Annotated in this window: 23 protein-coding genes; 11 read left to right on the top strand and 12 right to left on the bottom strand. The window is 57.4% G+C overall.

What is annotated here, in order from left to right; genetic code table 11:
- Positions 1–281: 281 nt before the first annotated feature.
- Positions 282–848: a hypothetical protein gene (locus ACZRMO_RS22570; protein WP_463888355.1), complete on the bottom strand. Its 567-nt coding sequence runs from the start codon at positions 846–848 to the stop codon at positions 282–284.
- A gap of 208 nt (positions 849–1,056) precedes the next feature.
- Here ACZRMO_RS22570 and ACZRMO_RS22575 point away from each other — a divergent pair, with 208 nt between their 5' ends.
- The 5 genes from ACZRMO_RS22575 (at position 1,057) to ACZRMO_RS22595 (ending at position 6,405) form a co-directional block, all read left to right on the top strand.
- A complete protein-coding gene (locus ACZRMO_RS22575) occupies positions 1,057–1,359 on the top strand; it encodes a helix-turn-helix domain-containing protein (protein WP_463888352.1) in 303 nt (100 codons plus the stop codon).
- Positions 1,360–1,677: 318 nt separating this feature from the next.
- Positions 1,678–4,368, top strand: coding sequence for an AAA family ATPase (locus ACZRMO_RS22580; RefSeq protein WP_463888349.1), 2,691 nt, complete (start codon positions 1,678–1,680; stop codon positions 4,366–4,368).
- A 208-nt stretch (positions 4,369–4,576) separates the two neighbouring features.
- Positions 4,577–5,479, top strand: coding sequence for a pentapeptide repeat-containing protein (locus tag ACZRMO_RS22585; RefSeq protein WP_463888346.1), 903 nt, complete (start codon positions 4,577–4,579; stop codon positions 5,477–5,479).
- Position 5,480: 1 nt separating this feature from the next.
- Positions 5,481–6,101 carry a nucleotidyltransferase domain-containing protein gene (locus ACZRMO_RS22590; RefSeq protein ID WP_463888343.1) on the top strand — a complete coding sequence of 207 codons (621 nt, stop codon included), beginning with the start codon at positions 5,481–5,483 and terminating at the stop codon, positions 6,099–6,101.
- Positions 6,094–6,405, top strand: a complete 312-nt coding sequence (locus tag ACZRMO_RS22595; protein ID WP_463888341.1) for a hypothetical protein — start codon at positions 6,094–6,096, stop codon at positions 6,403–6,405. Before ACZRMO_RS22590 ends, ACZRMO_RS22595 begins: the two co-directional genes overlap by 8 nt.
- Positions 6,406–6,490: 85 nt before the next feature.
- On the opposite strand, the gene ACZRMO_RS22600 is transcribed toward ACZRMO_RS22595, so the two are convergent.
- Entirely contained in the window at positions 6,491–7,336 is an 846-nt protein-coding gene (locus tag ACZRMO_RS22600; protein ID WP_463888338.1) for an FRG domain-containing protein, read from the bottom strand.
- 390 nt (positions 7,337–7,726) lie between these two features.
- Here ACZRMO_RS22600 and ACZRMO_RS22605 point away from each other — a divergent pair, with 390 nt between their 5' ends.
- Positions 7,727–9,298 (top strand): hypothetical protein, encoded by a 1,572-nt coding sequence (locus tag ACZRMO_RS22605; protein WP_463974235.1) that lies wholly within the window; start codon positions 7,727–7,729, stop codon positions 9,296–9,298.
- A gap of 58 nt (positions 9,299–9,356) precedes the next feature.
- Positions 9,357–10,118, top strand: coding sequence for a trans-aconitate 2-methyltransferase (gene tam, locus ACZRMO_RS22610; protein WP_463974236.1), 762 nt, complete (start codon positions 9,357–9,359; stop codon positions 10,116–10,118).
- A 21-nt stretch (positions 10,119–10,139) separates the two neighbouring features.
- On the opposite strand, the gene ACZRMO_RS22615 is transcribed toward tam, so the two are convergent.
- Positions 10,140–10,703 carry a cysteine hydrolase family protein gene (locus tag ACZRMO_RS22615; RefSeq protein WP_463974237.1) on the bottom strand — a complete coding sequence of 188 codons (564 nt, stop codon included), beginning with the start codon at positions 10,701–10,703 and terminating at the stop codon, positions 10,140–10,142.
- A 96-nt stretch (positions 10,704–10,799) separates the two neighbouring features.
- On the opposite strand from ACZRMO_RS22615, the gene ACZRMO_RS22620 reads away from it, so the two are divergent.
- Positions 10,800–11,759: a GlxA family transcriptional regulator gene (locus ACZRMO_RS22620; RefSeq protein WP_463974238.1), complete on the top strand. Its 960-nt coding sequence runs from the start codon at positions 10,800–10,802 to the stop codon at positions 11,757–11,759.
- Positions 11,760–11,872: 113 nt separating this feature from the next.
- On the opposite strand, the gene ACZRMO_RS22625 is transcribed toward ACZRMO_RS22620, so the two are convergent.
- The 3 genes from ACZRMO_RS22625 to ACZRMO_RS22635 are packed head-to-tail and all read right to left on the bottom strand — an operon-like array spanning position 11,873 to position 14,845.
- A complete protein-coding gene (locus ACZRMO_RS22625) occupies positions 11,873–12,820 on the bottom strand; it encodes a lysylphosphatidylglycerol synthase domain-containing protein (RefSeq protein ID WP_463974239.1) in 948 nt (315 codons plus the stop codon).
- Positions 12,810–14,069 carry a cardiolipin synthase ClsB gene (gene clsB / locus ACZRMO_RS22630; RefSeq protein WP_463974240.1) on the bottom strand — a complete coding sequence of 420 codons (1,260 nt, stop codon included), beginning with the start codon at positions 14,067–14,069 and terminating at the stop codon, positions 12,810–12,812. The genes ACZRMO_RS22625 and clsB overlap by 11 nt, the downstream gene beginning before the upstream one ends.
- Positions 14,066–14,845, bottom strand: a complete 780-nt coding sequence (locus ACZRMO_RS22635) for an endonuclease/exonuclease/phosphatase family protein (RefSeq protein ID WP_463974241.1) — start codon at positions 14,843–14,845, stop codon at positions 14,066–14,068. Before ACZRMO_RS22635 ends, clsB begins: the two co-directional genes overlap by 4 nt.
- Positions 14,846–15,015: 170 nt before the next feature.
- On the opposite strand from ACZRMO_RS22635, the gene ACZRMO_RS22640 reads away from it, so the two are divergent.
- Both ACZRMO_RS22640 and ACZRMO_RS22645 read left to right on the top strand, forming a co-directional pair.
- Positions 15,016–17,094: a mechanosensitive ion channel family protein gene (locus tag ACZRMO_RS22640; protein WP_463974242.1), complete on the top strand. Its 2,079-nt coding sequence runs from the start codon at positions 15,016–15,018 to the stop codon at positions 17,092–17,094.
- Between the two features lie 87 nt (positions 17,095–17,181).
- Entirely contained in the window at positions 17,182–18,066 is an 885-nt protein-coding gene (locus ACZRMO_RS22645; protein ID WP_026136777.1) for a sugar nucleotide-binding protein, read from the top strand.
- 135 nt (positions 18,067–18,201) lie between these two features.
- Here ACZRMO_RS22645 and ACZRMO_RS22650 read toward each other — a convergent pair whose 3' ends face one another.
- From ACZRMO_RS22650 to ACZRMO_RS22670, 5 genes are all read right to left on the bottom strand, one after another.
- A complete protein-coding gene (locus tag ACZRMO_RS22650) occupies positions 18,202–18,900 on the bottom strand; it encodes an OmpW/AlkL family protein (RefSeq protein WP_448186430.1) in 699 nt (232 codons plus the stop codon).
- Between the two features lie 94 nt (positions 18,901–18,994).
- A complete protein-coding gene (locus tag ACZRMO_RS22655) occupies positions 18,995–19,516 on the bottom strand; it encodes a DUF3299 domain-containing protein (RefSeq protein WP_463974243.1) in 522 nt (173 codons plus the stop codon).
- A gap of 11 nt (positions 19,517–19,527) precedes the next feature.
- On the bottom strand, positions 19,528–20,793 hold the full coding sequence (locus ACZRMO_RS22660) for an ABC transporter permease (protein WP_207045478.1): 1,266 nt from the start codon (positions 20,791–20,793) through the stop codon (positions 19,528–19,530).
- Position 20,794: 1 nt separating this feature from the next.
- The gene (locus tag ACZRMO_RS22665; protein ID WP_463974244.1) at positions 20,795–21,505 is read right to left on the bottom strand and encodes an ABC transporter ATP-binding protein; all 711 of its coding nucleotides are present in this window, start codon (positions 21,503–21,505) and stop codon (positions 20,795–20,797) included.
- Positions 21,506–21,676: 171 nt separating this feature from the next.
- On the bottom strand, positions 21,677–22,270 hold the full coding sequence (locus ACZRMO_RS22670) for a DUF2796 domain-containing protein (protein ID WP_463974245.1): 594 nt from the start codon (positions 22,268–22,270) through the stop codon (positions 21,677–21,679).
- Between the two features lie 131 nt (positions 22,271–22,401).
- Between ACZRMO_RS22670 and ACZRMO_RS22675 the strand changes: the two genes are divergently transcribed.
- Entirely contained in the window at positions 22,402–22,749 is a 348-nt protein-coding gene (locus tag ACZRMO_RS22675) for a hypothetical protein (RefSeq protein WP_463974246.1), read from the top strand.
- Here ACZRMO_RS22675 and trxA read toward each other — a convergent pair.
- Positions 22,746–23,618, bottom strand: a complete 873-nt coding sequence (gene trxA, locus ACZRMO_RS22680; protein WP_463974247.1) for a thioredoxin — start codon at positions 23,616–23,618, stop codon at positions 22,746–22,748. The two genes, ACZRMO_RS22675 and trxA, sit on opposite strands and share 4 nt — an antisense overlap.
- Between the last annotated feature and the right edge of the window lie 84 nt (positions 23,619–23,702).

The raw sequence follows: 23,702 nt of genomic DNA on the forward strand, positions 1-23,702 counted from the left end.
ATACCAGGATTCGTAAAGTCCCTAATTTCTCCCTGGCGTCAGTGAGATACGTTGGTTGCTCAGCCTCATGGCGATTAGCTTCTGCTAAAAGTGAGCAGAGCGTTCTGATAATAGCCAGCCACCCTTCACCGCAGCGAAATTTTATTTGGCTAGAGTCGGTGCGCTGAAACGCCTCAGGATATAGTCGTTGAAGTTCTGAGCTGAAGGCAGCCTTCGTAGGCTCCGCTAAAGCACCCTCGGTGCTTGAGGTGCCTGAAGATGCGATAGTCGCGGGAGGTAGCTCACTTCTCATAATCTGTTGTTTTCACTCCGTTGCGCTTTAGCGTCTCCAAAGTATCCTGAGCATGGACACTCATCCGTCGTATGTAATCCAGATCCGGTTCTGGTCCACGAATAGCGCGTGTTGTGGGCTGAGGGAAATTTTCTTTCGGTACCGTTTTTGCTCTCTTCAAAAAAGCTCGTCCTAAACCAACATGGCTTGCGGCTGGTGAGGGCATATAAAAGCTTGGGATGCACGCAGCTACTGAATCAAGACGACTATGTGTCACATAGAAGTGGCTGAAATACGTCCAGCCCAAGGGGGTAAACGAAAGGATTCCGTAAGTACTTCCGCTTTCGGTGATGACCCACAGGCTCTCACCCCGCGTATGGATCTGGGCTATGGCTGAGGTTTCGATGCAATGGCCATCGGCAAATTTCCCCAATTCGTCCGCACCTGCGTGGCGCCAGACTTCACCGATTAATGATGACGAATGCTCGACATAAGCGTTTGTAACGTAGCCCGTGAATATCACCTCACTGGCATCACCTTTCAGTCTTAATATTGCCTCGTCGATTGAGTCGCTCATTCTTGTCATTCTCTTCGGTGAGGATTGCATAGGTGAATGCATGCGTCGAAGCGCTTCGGTATGTTGGCTCTGACCCTCGTGAGGCGCTTGTTTCCAGGTTTCTAACCTGAGATTGATAGTCTAGACATATCTTAACATCGCCTATCGTTGATTCCAAAAATACTTGATCCCTGCGTCAAATGCCAGCTTTAAAGCTAGGCAAAAATCCATGAATTTCAACGAGGCTATAGGCCTTGCTGTGCAGGCTTTACGTCGTCAAAAGGGGCTTACGCAGAAGGATTTTTTGGGGACTGTGTCTACCCAGTATCTGAGCGACCTGGAGTGCGGTAAACGAGCGCCATCGCTTACCGTTTTGGCCCGGATTTGTGAGCGACTTGAGGTGCACGAAGCTGTGCCAGTTATCTTGGCAAGGCATTTCATGCAGCCCGAAGATCCGTTGCCTCTAACGCTTCGAGACATTGAGCGGCAGCTTGGTGTAGCAGGATTCATCGACACATCTTTTCGTTTATAAAGCACCTAATGGTCGAAGTCGGTTGGCAGTAAGGACGGTATGCACGCTCTAAATGTAAAGAAGACATTCTCCTGCAAATACAGTCAGTTACCCGCCCAAATTCGCAGGCATCTTGAAGCTATTCGAGATTTTTCTTTGAATCGTAATTTCCCTGGGCCACTTCACGAGTGTTTTGTTACGAGTGGTTTGTCAATTATCGTGCTTAGCCTTGTTGGCCGAATTGGAGCAATAGCAATACCCGATCCTTTCTCATGAATGGCCACTTGCCATTCGCATCCTGGCAACCTCTAATTGGAGGCTCGTGCAAAGGAGAATGCTATGTCGTTGCTGGAGGAAATCATTACATGGGCTCAAGGGCTAAAGACGTGGCAGCAGGATGCGTTGCGTCGCATTTTTGCCCAGCCAGACCTATCTCAAGATGACATCGACGCTGTTTTGCAGTTGGTCCGTGACGAAGAAAGGCTTGGCCCGGCCTCACTGGGTGCAACGCTTTTTTCGCTAACAGACGTACCAGGAGCCGGTAGCGGTGCCACTGTGCGACTGGTTGGCGTATCTGGGTTAGATCAGGTCAATGGTTTCCCTTCGGGCCGCAGCCTGAATCTCGTTCCGGAAGGTATGACCGTATTATTCGGCAGCAACGGGGCAGGTAAGTCTGGTTATGCCCGCGTCTTCAAAAACGCATGCAAAGCTCGGCATCGTGTTGACGTATTGCCCAACGCCTTCAACACAGTAAGTTCGGGTCGGGCGCCATCTGGGGAGTTTTCTATTTTGGTGGATGGTGTTGCGGCCACGGCTCGATGGGTTCAGAGCGAACCAGCGCATCCACATCTGAGTTCGGTTTCGGTGTATGACGTCGCCTGTGCCTCCGACTACATTGATGCTGAAGGCATCCCGGCATTTCAACCATACGGGCTGACCCAGCTCACCCGTCTGGTGCTACTTCAGCGTGACTTGCAGGCTCGAATCGGAGGTGAGCGCAATGCTTTGGTGCTGAATGCCAAGCAGTTTGAATCTCTGAAAGGAAATACTGCGGTAGGTCGTTACATCAATACGCTCAGTGCTGATTCAAGTTATGAAGACCTAGCTCGCTTGGGAACGCTTAGCGAGGCTGAGCTTCAAAGGCTTCAATTTCTGAAGCAAAATTTATTGGAAACTGATTCCAGCCCCCAAATAGCAGCCTTTGAACGTTTAGCAACACGACTGGATCAGGCTCAAGCTCGGGTCGAGCAGGTCCAGCCTTGGGTTAGCGACCGAGCAGTTGGGCGGGTGAAGGAACTCATTGCTACCGAGAAAGCATCTCATATCGCGATGCAGTTAGCTCAAGCCCGCCTCCGTGGGCCCGTCACATCAGAAATCACCGATATTCCAACGTCTGATTCGTATTCTGCACCACTCCTACCAGGCACTGGAGATGTGCTTTGGCAGACGCTGTACCGCGCCGCCGAATCATTTTCTAAGCAGTCGGCATACCCTAGACTTCATTTTCCTCACTTGGAGCCGGGCTCCCAATGTGTGCTTTGTCAGCAGCCTTACTCGGAAGATGCAGTGGAGCGTATGCGCCGTTTCGCAGAATTCGTTTCAGATAGCGCAACTGCTGATGCGCAGACCGCTAACGATGCACGTCTAGCTGCGTTGCGGAAAGTGAACGCAGTGAATCTCACTATCATGGACGCGCCTACGCTATCGGAACTCGCAGAGCGGCTTCCGGATTTGCACAGTGCTCTTACTGCCGCAACTTCTGTCTGGAGCGTTAGGCACTCTTGGGTGAGCAAGGCGCTGCAAGACGGGGGGTTACCTACTGACGCTGAACCAGTCCCTCAAGAGATAAATCTGACTGCTGAGTTAGCACTCAAGGCGGCGTCGCTACGTGCGGATGCTGCAACTCTACGCGCGTCTGCTGACCCCGAAGTTCGTCTCGCTTTAACCAAAGAACTTGCAGAGTTAGAGTCTCGGCAGCGGCTGTCAGATCAATTCGCCACAGTGGAACGCTTTATTCAGGATAGCCAGACGAACGCCACCTTGAGTCGCTGCCACAGCGCTCTGAATCCAGCCACCGTATCTCGCAAGCTAACCCAACTGGCCGGTGCGCATGTAACCGAAGCCTTAGCAATGACAATGAATGCTGAACTGAAAGCGCTAGGGTACAAGCGCAGAGTGCAACCTGATCTGAGCGGGCGTACTGAGCTTGGCGTGACTAAAGTTACGCTGCGTCTAAAAGACATCACAACCAAAGCATCAAGGGTTCTATCCGAAGGGGAGCAGCGGGCGTTAGGTATGGCCATGTTCCTCGCTGAACTCGAATCCTTGCCCCATACATCCACCGTAATATTCGATGATCCATCGACCTCGCTGGACCACTCATATCGGCGCGCTATTGCGCGGCGGTTGGTTGTGCTTTCTGAAACTCGTCAGGTTCTAGTGTTCACACATGATGCTGTGTTCTTGACTGAGCTTGCTATGGCTCTCCAGCGCTCTGATCGCTCGGCAAGCTACAAGACCATTGGCTGGGACGAATCGCCAGGGCTGGTAAGCGAAGGCTTGACCTGGGCCGCAATGGATACCAAAGCTCGATTGACTGATCTACGAGACCGAACAACCGCTTTAAATGCCTTTGACGATAGCTACCCGAATGATGATCTCGAACGAGAAATTGCAGCGGGCTACTCAAGTCTTAGGGGCACCATCGAACGCGCAATTCGAGAGGTGTTCATGAACAATACGGTTCAACCTTTCAGCGATATTGTGAGCGTAGAGGCGTTCGGTGCAGTTATTGGGCACCCTTCGGTAGAATGGGAGCAATTATTGGACATCTACGGTAGGGCATGTGAGGCGACCGAAGCGCACGACACCCCTGGCGAACGCCAGTTGCCTCTCCCTACGCGGAAAGAACTGCTAAGTGATATCGCTTTGACATTGCAGCTGGTTGGAGAGGCGGGGAAAAGGCGATCCGCATATCAAAAGCTACGCGGAGAAAGGACGGATCAGCGTAAAAAGCTATTCGGAGCCTAGCACCCGCGATTTGAGGTGTTTGCGGGGGAGGGCGGGGTGTGGCCATTTAGCATTCATAGGTCACATTTAAGCCCAAGCGGACGGCCGGACGTCACCGTATACAATCTTGTCCATGAGAGCTGATATTTTGGAGTGATAGCACTTTGAGATGTCAAGGATATCGGTCAGAATGCTACGGGTACTGAATAAACAGGACAGAGTTAGCTAAATGAAGGACGAATCCCCCTCGCGAAATAGCCCAGATTCTGTTCTCGCGGGCGAGATAGATAACGTCGTGGAGACGAAACTCCGCAGCGCTCTGAAACCCGGAAATCGTCAGGTCGTAACCGACCTTTACGTTAGCGAAAAAATTGAGAATGAAAAAACGGAATACGCTTTCAAGGTTTATGTCCGATTGAATGGAAGAAAACAAACTATACGGAAAGTAAACTTTCAGCATAGTGTGTTTGATGCTTGCTATTTTAACAATTGCGTTTTCGATACCTGCGATTTTACAGGATGTAGATTTATCGCCTGTAATTTTCATCAGTCCTCATTTTCGGGTTGTGATTTCAAATACGCTATCTTCGAGCGTTGTCAGATTGACGATGATATTCTTGAACGTGAAGCTCCACGAGAAGAAAATCTTAAAATGCGCTTCGCACGGTCGTTGCGTATGAACTTTCAACAAATTGGTGACGCAAAGGCAGTAAATCGGGCAATTTCTCAAGAGTTAGAAGCTACATCGAGATACTTGAAAAAATCTTGGTCTTCAAAGGAAGACTATTATCAGCGAAAGTATTCCGGTTGGAAGCGTTTGCCCCAATTTTTTAAATGGCTTGAGTTTCGTGCTCTTGACGTGGTTTGGGGTAATGGTGAGAGTATATGGAAATTGCTCAGGGCTATTTTTGCGGTTCATGTGTTGATCGCTTTTAATGATACTTATCAGTACGGACATCCTTGGGATATAAGTTCCTATGTGTCAAGCTTATATACCTCACCGGCGGTATTTTTTGGGGTGCTAACACCCGTTCACTACCCACTTTGGTATTCTTCAGGGATTGTCGCAACTCGGTTGGTTGGGCTTGCATTCCTTACTGCAATTCTGGTTAAAAGATTCGGACGGCGCTAAGATGCATATTTACGCTTTTGGATCAATCTGTAGGGGGGAAATCGATCTAGGGTCTGATGTGGATCTCCTAGCCTGTGTAAGTGGGCCAGCTACTGAAATAGACCGGGAAAAGTACTCCGTCTACCAATATGCAAACCTCAAAAGTTTGTGGGAGAAAGGGAATCCTTTTGCTTGGCATCTTCATATCGAATCGAAGATGATATTTTCTCCTGACGGATCAGACTTCATCGCAAGCTTGGGTGAGCCTGAGCCCTACAGGTCTGTAGCTTTAGATCTCCAAAAATTTCAGCGCCTATTTGAAGATTCATATCAAGCTTTGAAGGTTTCGGAACGTAGTTGTGTTTTTCACCTGTCTTGTATATTTCTTGCGATAAGAAATTTTGCTACTTGCCACTCTCTTGCTATCGGGAAGCCAGTGTTCTCTAGGAGATCTCCTCTTCTCATTGATTGCGTGCTAGGCATCAATGCTACGGTATTTTCTACGCTCGTGCGCGCACGCATTTTATCGACGCGGGGCCTTGGGAGAGCGATATTAGGTGATGAGGCAGTTCGTGCAGTTGCTGAGCTGAAAGTGATTCCTGATTGGATGTGTGAAATATGGAGTCAGCATAGAAATGACTGAGTTCAATAATCGGATAGAGGCACAGCGAACTATTCTTTATGTGGTGAATAGTAAGTCATGGGTTGAACAGCTATTCGGTTTATCCGGCGGAGCGATTGATCGTTGGGTCAGAGCGAATGGCCTCTCTACGGATGAGCCCCTAGTTGTTGCGGTTTATGATGCTGCGAGCAAACTATTTTTCCTTGCCAATAAAAGCCAGGAGCAAGTTACAGAGGAATACAAGTTGCTCTCTCAGACAATTGAAGCGTTGATAAAAAAAATCTCCTCCCTTGTGGGGGGGGCGGTAGCAGATCGTCTTCATTAGAACCGAAAGCTGCTAGTTATCTTTGCTCAAGAGCCAGAGACTTGTCCTGCATCAGGGCGCTGGCGTTTTTTTTCGCAGATCTAGGCTATTGCTGCTTCGCGCTATGTAGCGATGTGTCATGGGTACGTATTTTTTCCCAATCTTTCATTTCTCTCGCCGCACCCTCGTAACCTGGAAATAAAGTCGACCCGCTTACTCCGAGGGATTTGCAAGCCGCTAGAAGCCTTGGCACCTCGCGAAATGGCAGAGTAATTTTTTGAAGGTGCAATCGACGTCCCAGTGCCCCCGTGAGGTCATCGATCATGTCCGATTCCCAGTCTCCGTCACCTATACCCGAAACCTCACGCACAGTGAACAGTCCAGCCTGAGCAGCCATGTTTGTACTGGTTCCCCCCGGCAACTCTACCAAGCTCAAATTTTGCCACTGATTGACCTCTTGAAGGTCGAGTTTCCAAACGGCGATGTGTTGCGGTTCATTTTGGCTGTGGATTGCTGATGAGGCTGCGAAATAACATGCTACAAACGACCTGTAGGACCAGTCGAGTAAACAAGTGGGGATGCCGTTATGTTGCGCAACCGCTAGGACCGTATGCAACTGCTTAGGTGGCCAGCGAGTGCCTCCTTGCACATGCTGTCGAAAGTCTTGTAGATAATGGCGAGCAATTATACCGTCACCCGGTACGGCCAATCCTGATGTATCACAACATCTCAGAAACTCCGCTATCACCGCCTGCTCGTGATCAATCTGCTCGGCTGGATCTTGCTTCGGTCGATTTCGATGTGCTGTTGGTAGCAAGGGAAAATCCGCATCTGGCTGACCTCTGTAGATAAAGCGGCGTTCTTGCCAACCTGGAGCCAGCGGGGATAGGGTCTCCAGGAAATGAGCAGCCCCTGTGCAGGCGTGGGTAGAGAATGATGGCTGTACCGGCATACCGTGCTCCTTAATAAGTCTTCCATGCTACGTTAACGGTTTACTGGCTGTTCAGATATGTGGGGGAACCGAAGGTGGGTGCTATGCTTTGTAAAGTATCGCCTAGTGAAACGCGCTTTTTCGGCAAAGATTTTACATTATTCTTTACGTATTACTTTTTGGTGCAGGTTTTCCGGAAGGATGTGGCCGTATTATATGAGTTCACTCACTCACTCGCCGAAATCACCCGACTTTGTGGTGGCTACAACCATTCTAAGACTGGCATCCCCAGCGTTTGTCGGTAGTAAATAAAGCCCTTGGAGCACTGGCTCCAAGGGCTTTATTTTTGCCTGGTAGATAACGACCCGCTCACGCCTGCAAGGGAAGACGAGATGAAACAGGAGTTAAATGGTGAGTATTGATACACAAGCATCGGATGCTCTATCCCAAGCGTTGAAAGAAAGTCGAGAGCAAACCCGTGATGCTGAAGTACGCATTGAGGAGGCCCTTGAGAGAGTCAGGTGTTTGGAGCAGATCCAGACTGCTCAGATGGCCACTCTCAAATACGAGTTGAGCAAAGAGATTCTTGAGCAGGCCAACGCGCCTATCACGCGTGCTACCCAGGCACTCACCTTTATTATCTCGGTCGTCGTGCTCGGCGGGTCTGTGTTGACCTACTTTGTCAGTAACAATTTGCAGACCACCTTTGAGTCCCATATGAAGCAACGTGTTGAGTCTTGGCTTTCATTGGAAAATGAATCGTCAATTGCCAGCAGGACATTGGACTCTTACCGCACTCGCGCACTGCTGGATTCCTACATGATCCAACTAGCGCGTCGAAAGGCACGTGGCGAGTCCATGGTGAATCTGGACTTCAAAAAAGGTGACGAAGACCGACTACTGTCGATAATTGAAGCCAAAGACTCACAAACCTCCGACTTCCTTGACGCACTCAAACTGCTTTCCGTCGCCCGCGGTGGTTGGGCATTTGGTGCTCGTAACGATACGGTCAGCCTTCGACTCAGAGCGTTGTTCCGCGATGGCGAGTTCGACATCAACCGCAAGCTCTATATCCTTGAAGTCATGGACCGTGACGAAGGGTTGAAACCTGTCGCGGCCGGTATTTTGGAAACGGCAGGCCAGCCACAGCCTTTCAGGTTTCAGGCGTTCAAAATGTTGCAGAGCGAGCGGCAGGACTCCAAAGAGGGAGCGCTGGCACACCGCTATGCGCTGGAGCAACTCAAAACGTCGCAGGAGCCCGATCGCACACAGGAAGCAGTCAAGTACCTGGCAAAGGTCGATCCCTTCAGCCCTGAATTGACGATTTTTCTCCAGCAACTCGAGACCCAGCCACGGGAGGCGCGCATTGTAATGCGTGCGACTGTAGCCGCTGGCTGGATAGATTTGTTGCCGCACCCGTCCTTTCAGTCGATGGCCGATCTGGATAAGAACAACCCTCCGGCAGATCGGGCGAGGTTGCGTCAGTTGGTCGCCGAGAACCTGTCACTTGCGATGCGGGACGGATTGGGTATTGGCGTGATCAATAAACTGTCAGGGAAACCAGGGCTTTCCATGCAGTTCACCCACACGTCCGGCACTGTCAATCACATCGATTTTCCCCTTGAGCGCCTATACAGTGACCCGCAGCTGTTGGGTGTCTTGTTTGAGCTTGAACAGCCGAAACACTTGGCGACATTCGCCCGTGTGTTCAATGCGGCCAATAAAGATGAAAGCGTGACCACCCTGCGCCTGACAGTACCCGCCGCGGCCTTCGATGCTGTGCAGCGGCAAGGCCTGGGTGAGCAAGTCGAGGTCCAACTGCGGCTCTCACCGGAAGGCGTCGTTCAATATCGGTGGACGGACAGCAACGGTGATATTCATCAGCAAGCTCAACTCGGCGCCTTTAAACCCACAAATATCAGGGTTATGTTTGATCGCGATTATCTGATCTACAAAGCGCTCGACGACTCCTGGATGTTTTAGTCGCGTGGGGTAGGGTCGAAGCTATTCACTACAACGATGTTTACATAGGAACTCCGCGATGACCTGGTCTGCCAAGCAATACACGATGTTCGAACAGCAGCGCACCCGTCCGGTCCGTGACCTGGTGGCGGCGATTCCGGATACCGAAGTGCGTACTGCGGTCGACCTCGGTTGCGGCCCCGGCAACTCCACCGAAGTACTGGCCGAGCGCTTCCCGCACGCCCACGTCACCGGCATGGACAGCTCCGACGACATGCTCGCCGACGCTCGCAAACGCCTGCCGTCACTGAAGTTCGAGCTGGCGGACATTGGTGACTGGAACCCTGGACAAGCCTTTGATGTGATCCTGGCCAACGCATCCCTGCAATGGCTACCGAATCACGCCACGCTGTACCCGCACCTGGTCAACCAACTGACACCCGGCGGCACGCTGGCGGTGCAAACCCCGGACAACCTCGACGAACCCGCCCACCGGCTAGCCCGTGAAGTCGCTGCCGAGGGCCCATGGGCCGCCAAGATCGGCGCGGTCAAACACAATGAGCGCCATGCCGCGAGCTACTACTACGAGCTGTTGAGCAACCATTGCAGCACCGTCGACGTGTGGCGTACCACTTACCTGCACCCGCTGGCAGACCACGCCGCGGTGGTGGAGTGGTTCAAGGCATCGGCCCTGAGACCGTTCCTCGCGCCGTTGACCGATAGCGAAAAGGCCGCCTTCCTACAGGAATACCAGGCGCGGATTACCCAGGCTTACCCAGCGCTGGCCGATGGCACCGTGTTGCTGCCATTCCCGCGCCTGTTCATCATCGCGACCCGCTAACGTCGTGTAGGCAAGTGGCGGTCAGGCCGCCGCCGCTTGCGCCTGCAAGTATTCATCCGCCGATACCACGCCCGCATAGCCAAATGCCAGTGAGGCCATATACGCCCCATGCACCTGCGCGGCCGGAATCACCTGGCCATTGAATTCCAGATCCCGGGTTGCGCAGGCGTCATGAATGACCGTGACCTTGTAGCCCAAATCCGCTGCCGCCCGCACCACGGCATCAATGCACATATGGCTCATGCTGCCGACCACCACCAGTTCGGTGATGCTGCGTTGCTCCAGCAGAGCACGCAGATTGGTTTCGCGAAACGCATTGACGAAATGCTTCAATACCACCGGCTCGTTGCCCTCGTTCAGCACCTTGGGATGCAAGTGCGCACCCTCGGAACCTGGCGTGAAGAACGGCGCGTCCTCGGCGGTGAACTCATGACGCACATGAATCACCGCATCACCGGCCTGGCGAAACGCTTGCAGCACCTGCGCAGCCTTGTCCGCCGCGGCGTCCACGCCGTCGAGTGGCCACTTGCCCTGAGGGAAGTAGTCGTTCTGGATATCGATTAGGATGAGTGCTTGCTTGGCCATGGGTATTGCCTCGTGATGGGTTGATGGGCCCAGTATCTTCGCTGGCGCCTGCACCTGGGATTGGCGGCACCGACAATAACAGGGGGAAAACTGACAATGGTCGTTGTTGAGTTGGGTGTGTTGATCTACCAGGGTGCGCAACTGGCCGCCGTGCATGGTTTGACCGACTTGTTCGGCGTGGCCAACCGGATCGCCGCGGAGCATCAATCTGCGCAATTGCCATTGCTGCGGGTCAGTCACTGGCAAGTAGACGCACAAGGCAACCCGATGCGCGTATTCGACAGCCACCCCGGCCCCGAACAGCCGATGATGGCTGTGCTGGTGCCGCCGTCCATCGGCGAGTTTACCGAAGAACAAACGCCGCCGGCGCTGTTGGCGTGGTTGCGCGAGCAACATGCGACGGGCACGGTGCTTGGCGGCGTGTGTATTGGCTCGATCATGCTGGCGCGCAGTGGCCTGTTGGATGGGCGCAGCGCCACCACCCACTGGTCCTCGGCCCAGTCCTTCGCGGCCCGCTATCCGGCGGTGCGCCTGGAGGCGGACAAACCCATCGTCGATGACGGCGACTTGATCACCACCGCCGGGCTGATGGCCTGGTCCGAACTGGGCCTGCGCCTGGTGGATCGGCTGATGGGCCCAAGCATCGCCGCCGACACCGCGCGTTTCCTGGTGATCGAGCACAGCGACAGCGCCAGCCAATGCGGCAGCAATTTCGCGCCGATCCTTGGGCATGGCGATGGCGCCATCCTCAAGGTTCAGCATTGGCTGCAAGCCAGCGGGGCGGTGGATGTGTCTGTTGCCGCCATGGCGCAAGAGGCGGGTCTGGAGGAGCGCACCTTCCTACGGCGTTTTCGCAGCGCCACCGGCTTGAAACCCACCGAATACTGCCAGCACCTGCGTGTGGGCAAGGCGCGGCAAATGCTCGAGTTCACCAACGGCACCATTGATCACATCGCCTGGACCGTGGGCTACCAGGACCCCAGCGCCTTCCGCGCCACCTTCAAGAAAATCACCGGGCTTGCACCCAGTGATTACCGCAGTCGATTTGGCGTCTAAGATCCTGGTGTTCTCTAAGCCGTCTTCGCGAGCAAGCCTGCTCCCACATTGGAATGCATTTCAACTGTGGGAGCGGGCTTGCTCGCGAAGACGGTAGACCGATCAACACAAGCTCAAGCCGGTGCCTTCTTCACCCGCAACGCCTTCGCCTTGGCCTCCACCCCGAGGTACATCACCAGCGCGATCAGCAGTGGCAAAATAAAGTAGATCGCCCGATAAGCAATCAACCCCGCCAGCAGGCTGCCCCGCGACGCCTCATGTTGCAGTAGCCCGATAAACACGGCCTCCAACACCCCAAGCCCCGCCGGGATATGGGTGATCACGCCGGCAATGGCGCTGATCAGCAACACCCCCAGTACCAACGGGTAGTCCAGCTTGGCCGGCAGCAGGGTAAAAATCACCGCCGCCATCAGCGACCAATTCAATGCGCCCAATGCCAACTGCAAGCACGCCATGCGCACCGACGGCAGGTTGATCTCCATGCCGCGAATAGACCACTCGCGCTTTTTCGAGAATTGGCAGGCGGCCAGGTAACCCAGGCTGAGCAGCACCAACACAACCCCAATGCCCTGCAACGCGCCGGTGCTGACTTTCCACCCGGGCGGCATCGTCACCAGGCCACTGCTGAAAATCACTCCGGCCAGCGCCATATAGCCGAACCAATTGGTCGCCAGGCTCAGCCCCAGGATCTTGGCGATATTGCCGGTGCTCACTCCCAGCCGGGAGTACAGGCGATAGCGCATGGCAATCCCCCCCACCCACGCGCTGAGGTTGAGGTTGAAGGCGTAGCTGATGATGCCCACCGGCAGGATCTGCTTCCAGCCCAAGTCTTGGCGGATATAGGTGCGGCCGATCAAATCAAAGCTGGCGTACACCAAAAAACTGCACAGCGTCACTGCGCCTGCGATCAGCAAGGTACGCAGCTTGAAGTCCCCCAGGGTCTGTAGCACTTCGCTCCAGTCGATGCGCCGGGCGAGCAGGGTGAACAACACGATCAGCGCCAGGAAAAACACCACGGTCAGCGGTTTCTTCCAACGTTTGAAGCGTGATTCAGTGGTCATGGGCCTGGCCCTCAAACGGCTTCAACCGCGGTTTATGGGCGGGCAGCCAACCGGTCATCGCGGGGAAGTGACGCATCACATGAAACACCAGGAAACCTACGGTCAATCGCCACAGCCACAAACGTGGCTTGCGGTTTTCCGGCATGGTCTGGCAGTGATCGCGGGCGAGTATTTCCAGGCGCTCGTAGAGCTGTTGGTTGAAGGCGCGATCGCGTATCAGCACGTTGGCTTCCAGGTTCAGCGCCAGGCTCAGCGGGTCCAGGTTACTCGAACCCACGGTGCTCCAGTCGTCATCCACCAGGGCAACTTTGCCGTGCAGCGGGCGCTGGCAATACTCGTGGATCACCACGCCATCCTTGAGCAGGTAGTCGTAGAGCATGCGCGCGGCCAGCTTGGCCAGAAGCACATCCGGTTGGCCCTGCATGATCAACTGCACCTGTACGCCCCGGCGCGCCGCATTGCGGATTTCCCGCAGCAGGCGGTAACCGGGGAAGAAGTAGGCGTTGGCGATCACCACACGTTTTTGTGCCTGGCCCAGGGCGTGGATATAGGCCTCTTCGATGTCATCGCGGTGTTGCACGTTGTCGCGATAAATCAAGCGCACCATGCCCTCGCCAGCGGTGGGCCCTGCGCAAGGCCGCTGCTGGCGCCGCCGCCAACCGCGCCGGGCGCGTAGCTGACGGCCGCTTTGTGCCAGGGCGAAATGATGCAGGTCGGCCACCGCCGGGCCCGTCACCTGCACCGCATAATCCTGCTTGGCCTCGGGGCCGAAATCACCCAGATGGTCGGCCGAAAAATTGATCCCGCCGATAAACGCCACGGCGGCATCCACCACGACGATCTTGCGATGCAGGCGGCGAAACCAGTTGGTGCGAAAACCCAGGGTTTTGGACGCCGGGTCGAACATCTGCACCGTCACCCCGGCGTCCGCCAGCTCACCGAGAAACGACGGGCTCAGCTCGCCGCAGCCAAAGCCGTCGAGGCTGACCACCACCTTCACGCCACGTTGCGCCGCGTCGATCAGGATGTGTTGCAGCTCATGCCCGACTTTGTCTTCGAACAGGATAAAGGTCTCCAGCAGAATTTCCCGCCGCGCCTCGCGCAGGGCCTCGAAGACCTTGGGGAAGTACGCCTCACCGTTTTCCAGCAACTGCACCTGGTTATCGCTGTGCCAGCCGTAGTCCGGGTCGCGGGCCTTGGTTGCGTCCGGCGGCTGGTCGGTGGCGATGTGTTCGATGGCGACGCTCATAGCTCGATCTCCACCGACAGCGGCACGTGGTCTGATAGATGGGACCAGGGGCGGGTGGTCAACACCCTCGGGTTATGCACCTTGACGTTACGCACGTAGATGCGGTCCAGCGGCAACAGCGGCAAGCGCGCCGGGAAGGTGCGTGCCGGTTTGCCGTGGGCCTGCATGAACACTTCGGTGAGGCCGCTTTGGCTCAAGTCGGCCTTCTGGCGCCAATCGTTGAAATCTCCGGCCACCACCAGCGGCGCGTCGGCCGGAATCTCACGGATACGTTGCTCCAGCAGGCGCAGTTGCTGCTGGCGATGCACCTCGCGCAGGCCCAGGTGGATGCAGATCGCATGCACTTCCTGCCCGGTGCCCGGCAGGCGCAGTACGCAATGCAGCAGGCCCCGGTTTTCATGGCCACTCTGGGAAATATCCAGGTTGTCGTAGCGCACGATCTGGAATTTCGACAGCAGCGCATTACCGTGGTCACCGTGGGGGTAGACCGCGTTGCGCCCGTAAGCGAACTGCGGCCAGATGCTGTCGGCGAGGAATTCGTACTGCGGCATGTTCGGCCAGTCGCTGTAGCGCTGCGGGTGGCGTTCGTGGGTGCCGTGGATTTCCTGCAGGAACACCATGTCCGCGCCCACACTGCGCACCGCTTCGCGCAGCTCGGGCAGGATGAAACGCCGGTTCAGGGCGGTAAAACCCTTATGGATATTGACCGTCAGCACCGTGAAGCGGGTGATGGCGACGCTGGGGGTGATGGGCACCCAGTCGGGAGTCGCAGCCATGGTTGCTCCTGAAGAAGAGTGGGGCCTTATCCCCCCGTTTAAGGCTGACTCCAAGGGGCGGCGGAAAGTTTCCAGCGTCCTACGGACGGCATAAACATGGCCGGACGGGGGAACGATCAAGGCTCAAACCCGTCAGTTCCTTACAGACCCTGCTGATGGAGCCCGGTGTTTTGCTGAACTCAAAGACTGCATTACTGCTCGGTGCGCTGCTGTTTTGCGGCAGCGGCGCACTGCAAGCCGCCGACCCGCAACCCGAAGCGCCGGCCAAGCCGGAACTGCTGGTGGAAGGCGGCCTGCTGGGGGCCATCAGTTCCAGCATTGACAACGTTCAGGACAAGCTCGACCTCAATCAGAGCCTGGTCGATGCCTGGCGCCTGCGGGCGGATCGGGCGGCAGACGAAGTAGGGCGGTTGGTGGACCAGACGTCAGAACGTTCGCCATGGAACGTCGCCGGGGACTTCCTGCTGTTATCCGGGGTGTGGATCGGCGCGTTTGCGTTGCTCACGCTGTTGGGCCGCTGGTTCGTGCTGCGCCTGAGCCGTCGTGGGTTTGTTGAACAGCGCGAGCGCCTGCAAGCCGTGCTCGGCTACGTGGTGCCCTACACGCTCCCTGCACTTGTTTGCCTGCCCTTGACGCTTTACGTCAGCCATTTTTTACCCACTTCAGTAGGGCGAGCGCTGGCGCTGTGTTTTGCCTACGCCACCAGCAGCGGGATCTTTTCCACGTCGATGCTGTTGTGTGTGATCGTCATGTTCAACCTCGGCCACAAGCGGCCAGCCGTGGCGATTATTCGCAGTTATTGCCCCAAGCCGCTGTTCCTGATCGGCTTTCTCGCCGCCCTCAGCGATGCCCTGACCAGCCCGCAAATCGCCCGCCAGCTCGGCGGCAATATCACCAGCAGTATCGCGGTGTTTACCGGCCTGTTTGCCGCGGTGATCTTCGGCGTGCTGGTGGTGCGCCTGCGCCGGCCAGTCGCCCACCTGATCCGCAACCGGCCGTTGGCCCAGCGCCTTAAACACCCGGCGTTGCAACAATCGCTGCGGGTGTTTTCCGGGTTGTGGTACTGGCCGATCCTATTGATGGTGCTGGTCTCGGCGATCAATTTGATTGGCGCCGGAGACGACAATCAAAAGGCCCTGCGCTGCGCGTTGTTCACGACGATCCTGCTGATCGGCACGGTGTTCCTCAGCACGGTGCTGCAACACCTGTTCAAGTCCCGCAGCCAGGTGGCGATCCAGCGCAGCAGTGCCTACAAGGAACGTTTCCTCAGCCTGTTGCACGCGATCCTGCGTATCGCCATGGCCATCGGGTTTATCGAGATCCTCGGGCGGATCTGGGGCGTGTCGTTGTTCGAGTTTGCCGAGCGCAATTCCATCGGCCGGGCGATCAGCGATTCCCTCAGCAGCATCGGCTTGATCCTGCTGATGACGTGGCTGTTCTGGGTGGTGCTTGATACGGCGATCCAGGAAGCCTTGAAGCCTCCCGTCAACAAACGCTCCAGCCGCCAGCCAAGCACGCGGGTGAAAACCATCCTGCCGCTGGTGCGCAACGCGGTGAAAATCATTCTGGTAGTGATCTGTGCGATCACCACCATGGCCAACCTGGGCATCAACGTCGCGCCGCTGCTGGCGGGCGCCGGGGTGGTGGGCCTGGCGATTGGTTTTGGCTCGCAGCAATTGGTGCAGGATGTGATCACCGGGCTGTTCATCATCATCGAAGACACCTTGTCCATCGGCGATTGGGTGGTGCTCGACTCCGGCCACGCCGGCACCGTCGAAGGCCTGACCATCCGCACTCTGCGCCTGCGCGACGGCAAGGGGTTTGTGCATTCGGTGCCGTTCGGGCAGATCAAGGCGGTCACCAACCAGTCGCGGCAATTTGCCTATGCGTTTTTCTCGGTGCAGTTCACCTACGACACCGATGTGGACAAGGCCGTGGAGTTGATCCGCGAGGCGGGCCAGTCGATCCGTGACGATGGGTTCCTCAAGTACAACCTGCAAGGGCCGCTGGAGGTGTTTGGCGTGGATAAGATGGACCTCAACGGCGTGGTGCTCACGGCGCAGTTCCGTACCGTGTCCGGTGGGCAATATGCGGTGAGTCGCGCGTTTAACCAGCGTTTGAAAAAGCTTGTGGATAACTGCGCCGAGGTGCAGTTCGCGCAGACTTATCCACAGCAGGTGATGGTGCCGGTGAAGGCGGCCCTTGAGCATGAGCCGCCAGAGGCCGGCGCGAAGACAGTTAATCCGTGACGGTTGCGCTACAAACCCGCAAAATGCAACGATTCTGACAAATACTTAATTAGCCATCGTTCCACACTGACCGGGCCTGCACACTCTATGCGAATGCGCCTTATGTTATTGGGCGGCGGGAATGCCCTCGGGCAGGCGCTGATTCGCCTCGGTGCAGAGGAAGACATCGGTTTCCTCGCCCCCAAACCGCCCCAAGACGGCTGGGATGCCGCGAGCCTTACCCAATTGCTCGACGACACCCGTCCCGATGCGTTGATCAACCTCGCCTACTACTTCGACTGGTTCCAGGCCGAAGCCGTCAGCGAAACCCGTTTGGCCGCCCAGGAGTTCGCCATCGAACGCCTGGCCGAACTGTGCCAGCACCACACCATTACCCTGCTGCAACCGTCCAGCTACCGCGTGTTCGATGGCTCTCGTGCCACTGCCTACAGCGAAAAGGACGAGCCGGTGCCCCTGGGCCTGCGCGGCCAGGCGTTGTGGCGCATCGAGCAGAGCGTGCGTGCGACATGCCCGCAACATGTGTTGCTACGGTTTGGCTGGCTGCTGGATGACAGCGTCGATGGCACCCTCGGGCGCTTCCTGGCCCGGGCCGAGAAGCCGGATGAATTGCTGATGGCGGACGACCGTCGCGGCAACCCGACGCCGGTGGATGATGCGGCGCGGGTGATCATCTCGGTGCTCAAGCAACTCGATTGTGCGGCGCCGTTGTGGGGTACCTATCACTACGCCGGCCAGGAGGCGACCACGCCGTTGGCGCTGGGCCAGGCGATCCTCACGGAAGCGCGTACTTTTCATCCGCTGGCGATTGAATCACCCACCGCCCAGGCCCACGCCGCGCGGCCGGATGCGAGTGATGAGCCACAACACGCGGTGCTGGCCTGCAAGAAGATCCTGCACACCTTTGGCATCAAGCCACGGGCGTGGCGGGCGGGGTTGCCGGCGTTGCTGGACCGGTTCTACCGGCATACCTGAAGAAGCAGAGATCCAAATGTGGGAGCGGGCTTGCTCGCGAAGACGGCGTGTCAGTCAACAGATGCGTGACTGATCCACCGCTTTCGCGAGCAAGCCCGCTCCCACATTGTTTATGCAGCGTTGCTTAAATCAGGGTCAGAACTTGTAACCGATACCCACCATGTAAACCATCGGGTCCACGTCCACATTGACCTTGGCGCGAGTGCCCGGTGCCACGGCGTTGTTTTCCACGGTAGCCTTGGTGCTGATATCGATGTAGCGCGCCTGGGCGTTGATCATCCACTTGTCGTTGATCATGTAGTCCGCACCGATCTGTGCGGCCCAGCCCCAGGAGTTTTCCGCCTTGAAGTTGCTGAAACCTGCACCTTGGGCGCGGCTGCCGACGTGTTCGTCGTAGATCCAGGTGTAGTTGATACCGGCGCCCACGTACGGTTGGAAGGCGGACTTGTTGTCCAGCGGGTAGTACACGACGCTCAAGGTTGGCGGCAGGTGTTTCAGGGTGCCGAGCTTACCGTTGGCGGCGCCCAGGGCAGTGCCCTTGATCTTCACGTCGTGTTCGAACGGCGTGGCAGCCAGCAGTTCGATACCGACGTGGTTGGTCAGCATGTAAGCGAAGTTGAGACCCAGTTGGGTGTCGCTGCTCATGGTCGCCTTGCCGCCCAGGTTGGTCCCGGCCAATGGGCCCTGGTCAACCTTGACGTGGCCGCTGTCGGCTTTCGGGTTCACGGTAATAGCACCGGCGCGAACCAGAATGTCGCCCGCTTCGTGAGCGTGGGCAACCGGGGCGACGAGGGCGAGCGCGAAGAGGGACGCGCCGAGCAGGGACTTGTTCATGGGAGCTCCAAAGGACGTTTAAAAGTTGTAGGTCCAATGGTAAAGATCGTTCCGTGCGGTCTTTTGATTCAGCTCAATGAAAGGGTGATCAGCGTTATTCCTGCAGTTCGTACATGTAAATCTTCTCGGCATCCATCTGGTAACCGGCATCGGCCAGCTCGCTGGTGGACGCTTTGACCTGCATCGCACCTTCGATCCAGTACGGCTGGTACAGCTCATCGAGCTTCACGCCGACTTCGCTTTTCACATGCACGATCTGGTTCGACGGCGGCGGCGGCACATGGATGCACGCGCCGAAATACGGCACCAGCAAGAACTCGGTGGTGCGACCTTCTTCGCTGACTTCCAGCGGCACGATATAACCCGGCAAGCGAATGTGCTGACCGTCGAGCGCCTGCACCACCGGCGCGTTGGGCAGGTCCTGCTTGGCTGCTGGCGCGGCTTCGGCCGACAAGGCATCGGCCATGTTCGACAGATCGTGCAGCGGTTTCATGTTCGGCACTTCCGGCGGCGCGTCAGGTGGGATCATCTCCTGCCATGACAAATCCTTGGGCTGGTCGCTGGCCCACACGGGCGCGCTCAGCAGCAACAACAGCGCAAACAGGGCACGACGCATCGAAGCCTTCCTCATAAACGTATGGACAGGCCATCGGCCAGGGATTGTCGATAGGCGCGCCACGCGGGCACGCTGCCCATCAACAGCGCGGCGGCCAGGATACCGGCGAGCAGCGTCCATTCATATTCGCTCGGCCACGCCATCGGCAAGTCCAGGCCGTAGTTGGCTTGCAAATAGCCGCGCGAGGCGGCGATGCACACATACAGCAAGCCAACCCCTGCGACCACGCCAGACAGCGCCAGGGCAAAGGCTTCGAAGATCAGCAACGTCGCGATATGCCACGGACGCGCGCCCACCGAACGCAGGATCGCCATTTCGCGGCGGCGCTCGTTGAGGCTGGTGAGGATCGCCGTGAGCATGCCGATCAAGCCGGTCAGCACCACGAACAGGGAAATCACGAACAGCGCTTTTTCGGCGGTGCCCATCATGCTCCACAACTCTTGCAGCGCTACGCCCGGCAAGATCGCCAGCATCGGCTCGCCACGGAACTCATTGATCTCCCGTTGCAGGGCGAAGGTGGAAATCTTGTTGTTCAGGCCCAGCATAAACGCGGTGATGGCCTGCGGGGTGAGGTCCATGTTGCGCGCCTGATCCGCGCTGATGCGGCCTTTGCCCTGGGCCGGTACGCCGTTGTGCCAGTCGATATGGATCGCTTCCATGCCGCCCAGGCTGATATGCAGCGTGCGGTCCACCGGCGTGCCGGTGCGCTTGAGAATGCCGACCACGGTGAAGGGTTTGTCATCGTGTTTGACCAGACTCACCACGGCTACGCCATGGGCCAGCACCAGCTTGTCGCCAAGCTTGTAGTGCAGCGCTTCGGCGACTTCGGCGCCGAGTACCACTTCAAACGGGTCGGTGGCGAAGGCACGGCCGCTGGCCAGTTCAAGGTTTTGCTTGCGCCCGTACTGGTAGTGCTCGAAGTAGGACTCGTTGGTGCCCATCACGCGGTAGCCGCGATGGGAGTCGCCGAGGGAAATCGGGATTGCCCACTTCACCTGGGGGTTGGCGGCGAAGTGCTCGTAGCTGTCCCAACGGATGTTGTTGGTGGCGTTGCCGATGCGGAACACCGAGTACAGCAACAGGTTTACCGAACCGGAACGGGCGCCGACGATCAGGTCGGTGCCGCTGATGGTGCTGGCAAAACTATTGCGCGCCTCGACGCGTACGCGTTCCACAGCCAGTAACAAACAGACCGAAAGCGCGATGGCGAACGCGGTGAGGATCGCGGTAAAGCGGCGGTTAGCCAGGCTGGCCATGGCTAGACGGAACAGATACATCTCAAACCTCTGCGGGCGTGGCGGCGCGATTGAGTTCGGCCAGCGACAGGTGGCGGTCGAACAGCGCAGCCAGGCTTTGGTCATGGCTCACAAACAGCAGGCTGGCGCCGGCGTCGCGGCATTCGGCGAACAACAACTGAAGGAAAGCTTCGCGGGCGTCGTAGTCCAGGGCCGAGGTGGGTTCGTCGGCGATCACCAGTTCCGGTTGGCCGATCAACGCCCGGGCAGCAGCGACCCGTTGTTGCTGGCCGATGGACAGTGAGTCGGCGCGGCGCTCCAGCAAATCCTTGTCCTTCAAGCCCAAGTGCGCGAGCAGGGTGGCAGCGGCTTGATCGACACTGCCGTGGCGTTGCTTGGCCCGTTGTGCGCGCAGCTTGGAGAAGTGGCACGGCAACTCGACGTTCTCGCGCACCGAGAGGAACGGCAGCAGGTTGAACTGCTGGAAGATATAGCCGGTGTGGTCCACGCGGAAACGGTCGCGGGCGCCGGCCGACAGCTCGGTGAGTTCCTGGCCGAGCAGGCGGATGCTGCCCTGGCTGGGCTTCTGCACGCCGCCAAGCAAACCCAGCAACGTGGTCTTGCCACTGCCGCTCGGGCCCTTGAGGAACAGGGTTTCACCCGCTTCCAGGCGGAACGCGGGGATGTCCAGCAACTGCGGGTGACCGGGCCAGTTGAAGCCCAGGCCGGACAGTTCGATTAATGCTTGGGTCATGTGGAATCAGTAATGTCTGCTGGCGAAGTTTCAAAGGTGACGCCGATCAAAGGTGGGAGCTGGCTTGCCTGCGATGGCATCACCTCGGTATGACTGAAACTCCGAGGTGTCTGCATCGCAGGCAAGCCAGCTCCCACACAAGCCAGCTCCCACATTGACCGTATATTCAAATCAGAATTTAACGGTGGCTGCCGACGCGGTTGCATCAACACCTTGCTGACCGCTCGGCCCGATCAGTTGTACCTGAATTTTCTGGGTGGCGGGGAAGGTCTTGAACACCTGGGTCAGGTCGAGGTTGCTCAGCGCGGTCGGCGTGGCGCAGGTGAATTGGTAGTGGGCGTGGATTTCGCTGTGGTCGTGATGATGCTCGCCACCTTTGGCGTCGTGATCGTGGTCATCATCATCGTCGTGATCGGCTTCGGGCTTGTCGCCGAACAGCGGGCTGTTGAGTTCCTGGCTGCTGACCACGCAACCGGCGCCTTTAGGCAGGTTGAACAAGGCCAGCGGGTTCTCCAGCTGTTCGCGCACGGCGGCGACCTTGGCTTTGTCGGCAGCGGTGGTGGCGACGTGTTCAAAACCCACCAGGTTCATCGCCGGGCTGTCCAGCTCAAGCTCCAGGGCCTGGGCGTCCAGCACCGCGTTGAGGCGACCCACACCATGTTCATGGGCGCCGAGGCTGCCGTGTTCGTGGTCGTGCTCTTCATGAGCATGGGCAACCGCCAGTGGCAGCAGGGCAAACGGCAAAGCAAGCAACAGACGGCGCATGGGGCGGCTCCAGGACATGAAAGTTTTGTTATGTGATCTTATAACAATAGTCGCGAGAGTTTGACCGCCTGCTTGGCGTTGCGCAAGCCGCATGGGAGCATGCCTGTCAGAAAAGTGCAGGAGTACGGACGATGTTGCGAATTCGAGGAACCGTCGGCGACCTGCCGGTGGATTTGACCCTGGAGCTGGACGACGGCGATTGGGCACGCCTGGGCGCGCAATTGCAGGCAGCCCCGGTGCCAAGCGCACCGGCAGCGGCGCCGGTCAAACAGGATGAGGATCAGTGGCAGAACGCCCAGGATCTATTGCGCAAAGCCGGGCAGCTCAACGGCCTGGAATTGCTCGATCAATTGGAAGGTTTGGCCGGCGATGCCTCGGCGGGCAAGCGCCTGCTGGTGCGCCTGCGCCATAGCGCCAAGGTCAAGGTCAAGGTCGCCAGCGGCGGGGATACGCCGCTGTACAGCTGGATCGGTGATTAGTACAGCGCAGCGAACAGCTTGCGGCGGTACACCGTGACCAGCGGGTGATCGTTGCCCAGCAGTTCGAACACCTGCAGCAAGGTCTTGTGCGGCAAGCCTTCGCTGTAGCTGCGGTTGCGGATAAACAACTTGAGCAAACCTTCCAGCGCCGCGTCGTACTGCTGGCGCGCCAGTTGCTGGATGCTCAATTGATAGGCCGCTTCGTCGTCCTGCGGGTTTTGCGCCAGGCGGCTTTTCAGGTCGGCGGCGTCCGGCAGGTCTGCGGCCTGGCGCAGGAAGGTGATTTGCGCCTTGGCGCCGGCGAGGGCGGCTTTGTGCTCGTCGCTTTTCACTGCGTCCAATACGGTTTGCGCTTCGCCCAGTTCGCCGCGCTCGGCCAGGCAGCGTGCATACAGGATCAGCGCGGCAGCGTTGGTGTTGTCCTCGCCCAGCATCGCTACCAGCACGGCCTCGGCATCGCTGATGCGGCCGTCGGCAAACAACGCCTGTGCCTGCTCCAACGGATCGGCGGCTGCCGGTGGTGGCATCTGCACATGGGGCTCCAGCATCGCCCGCACCGCCGACTCCGGTTGCGCCCCGGCAAACCCGTCCACCGGCTGGCCGTCCTTGAACAGCACCACCGTCGGTAGGCTGCGAATGCCAAAGCGCGCGACGATGTCCTGCTCCGCCTCGCAATCAACCTTGGCCAGCAGCAACTCACCCTGATAACTCTCGGCGATCTGCGCCAGCAGCGGCATCAACGCCTTGCATGGCGCGCACCACTCGGCCCAGAAATCCACCAGCACAGGCTTGTGGAACGAATTCTCGATGACGGCTTGGTCGAACGTGGCGGTGGTGGCATCGAAGATGTACGGCGTGGGCTCACTCATGGGGCGTCTCGAAGAAAGCGGGAATGGGGCAACTATAAGGGCTGGCGCTGGCGGCTGAAAGCGCGGCGGGTTCAAGATCGCTAT

The sequence above is a fragment of the Pseudomonas sp. B611 genome (assembly GCF_055407965.1).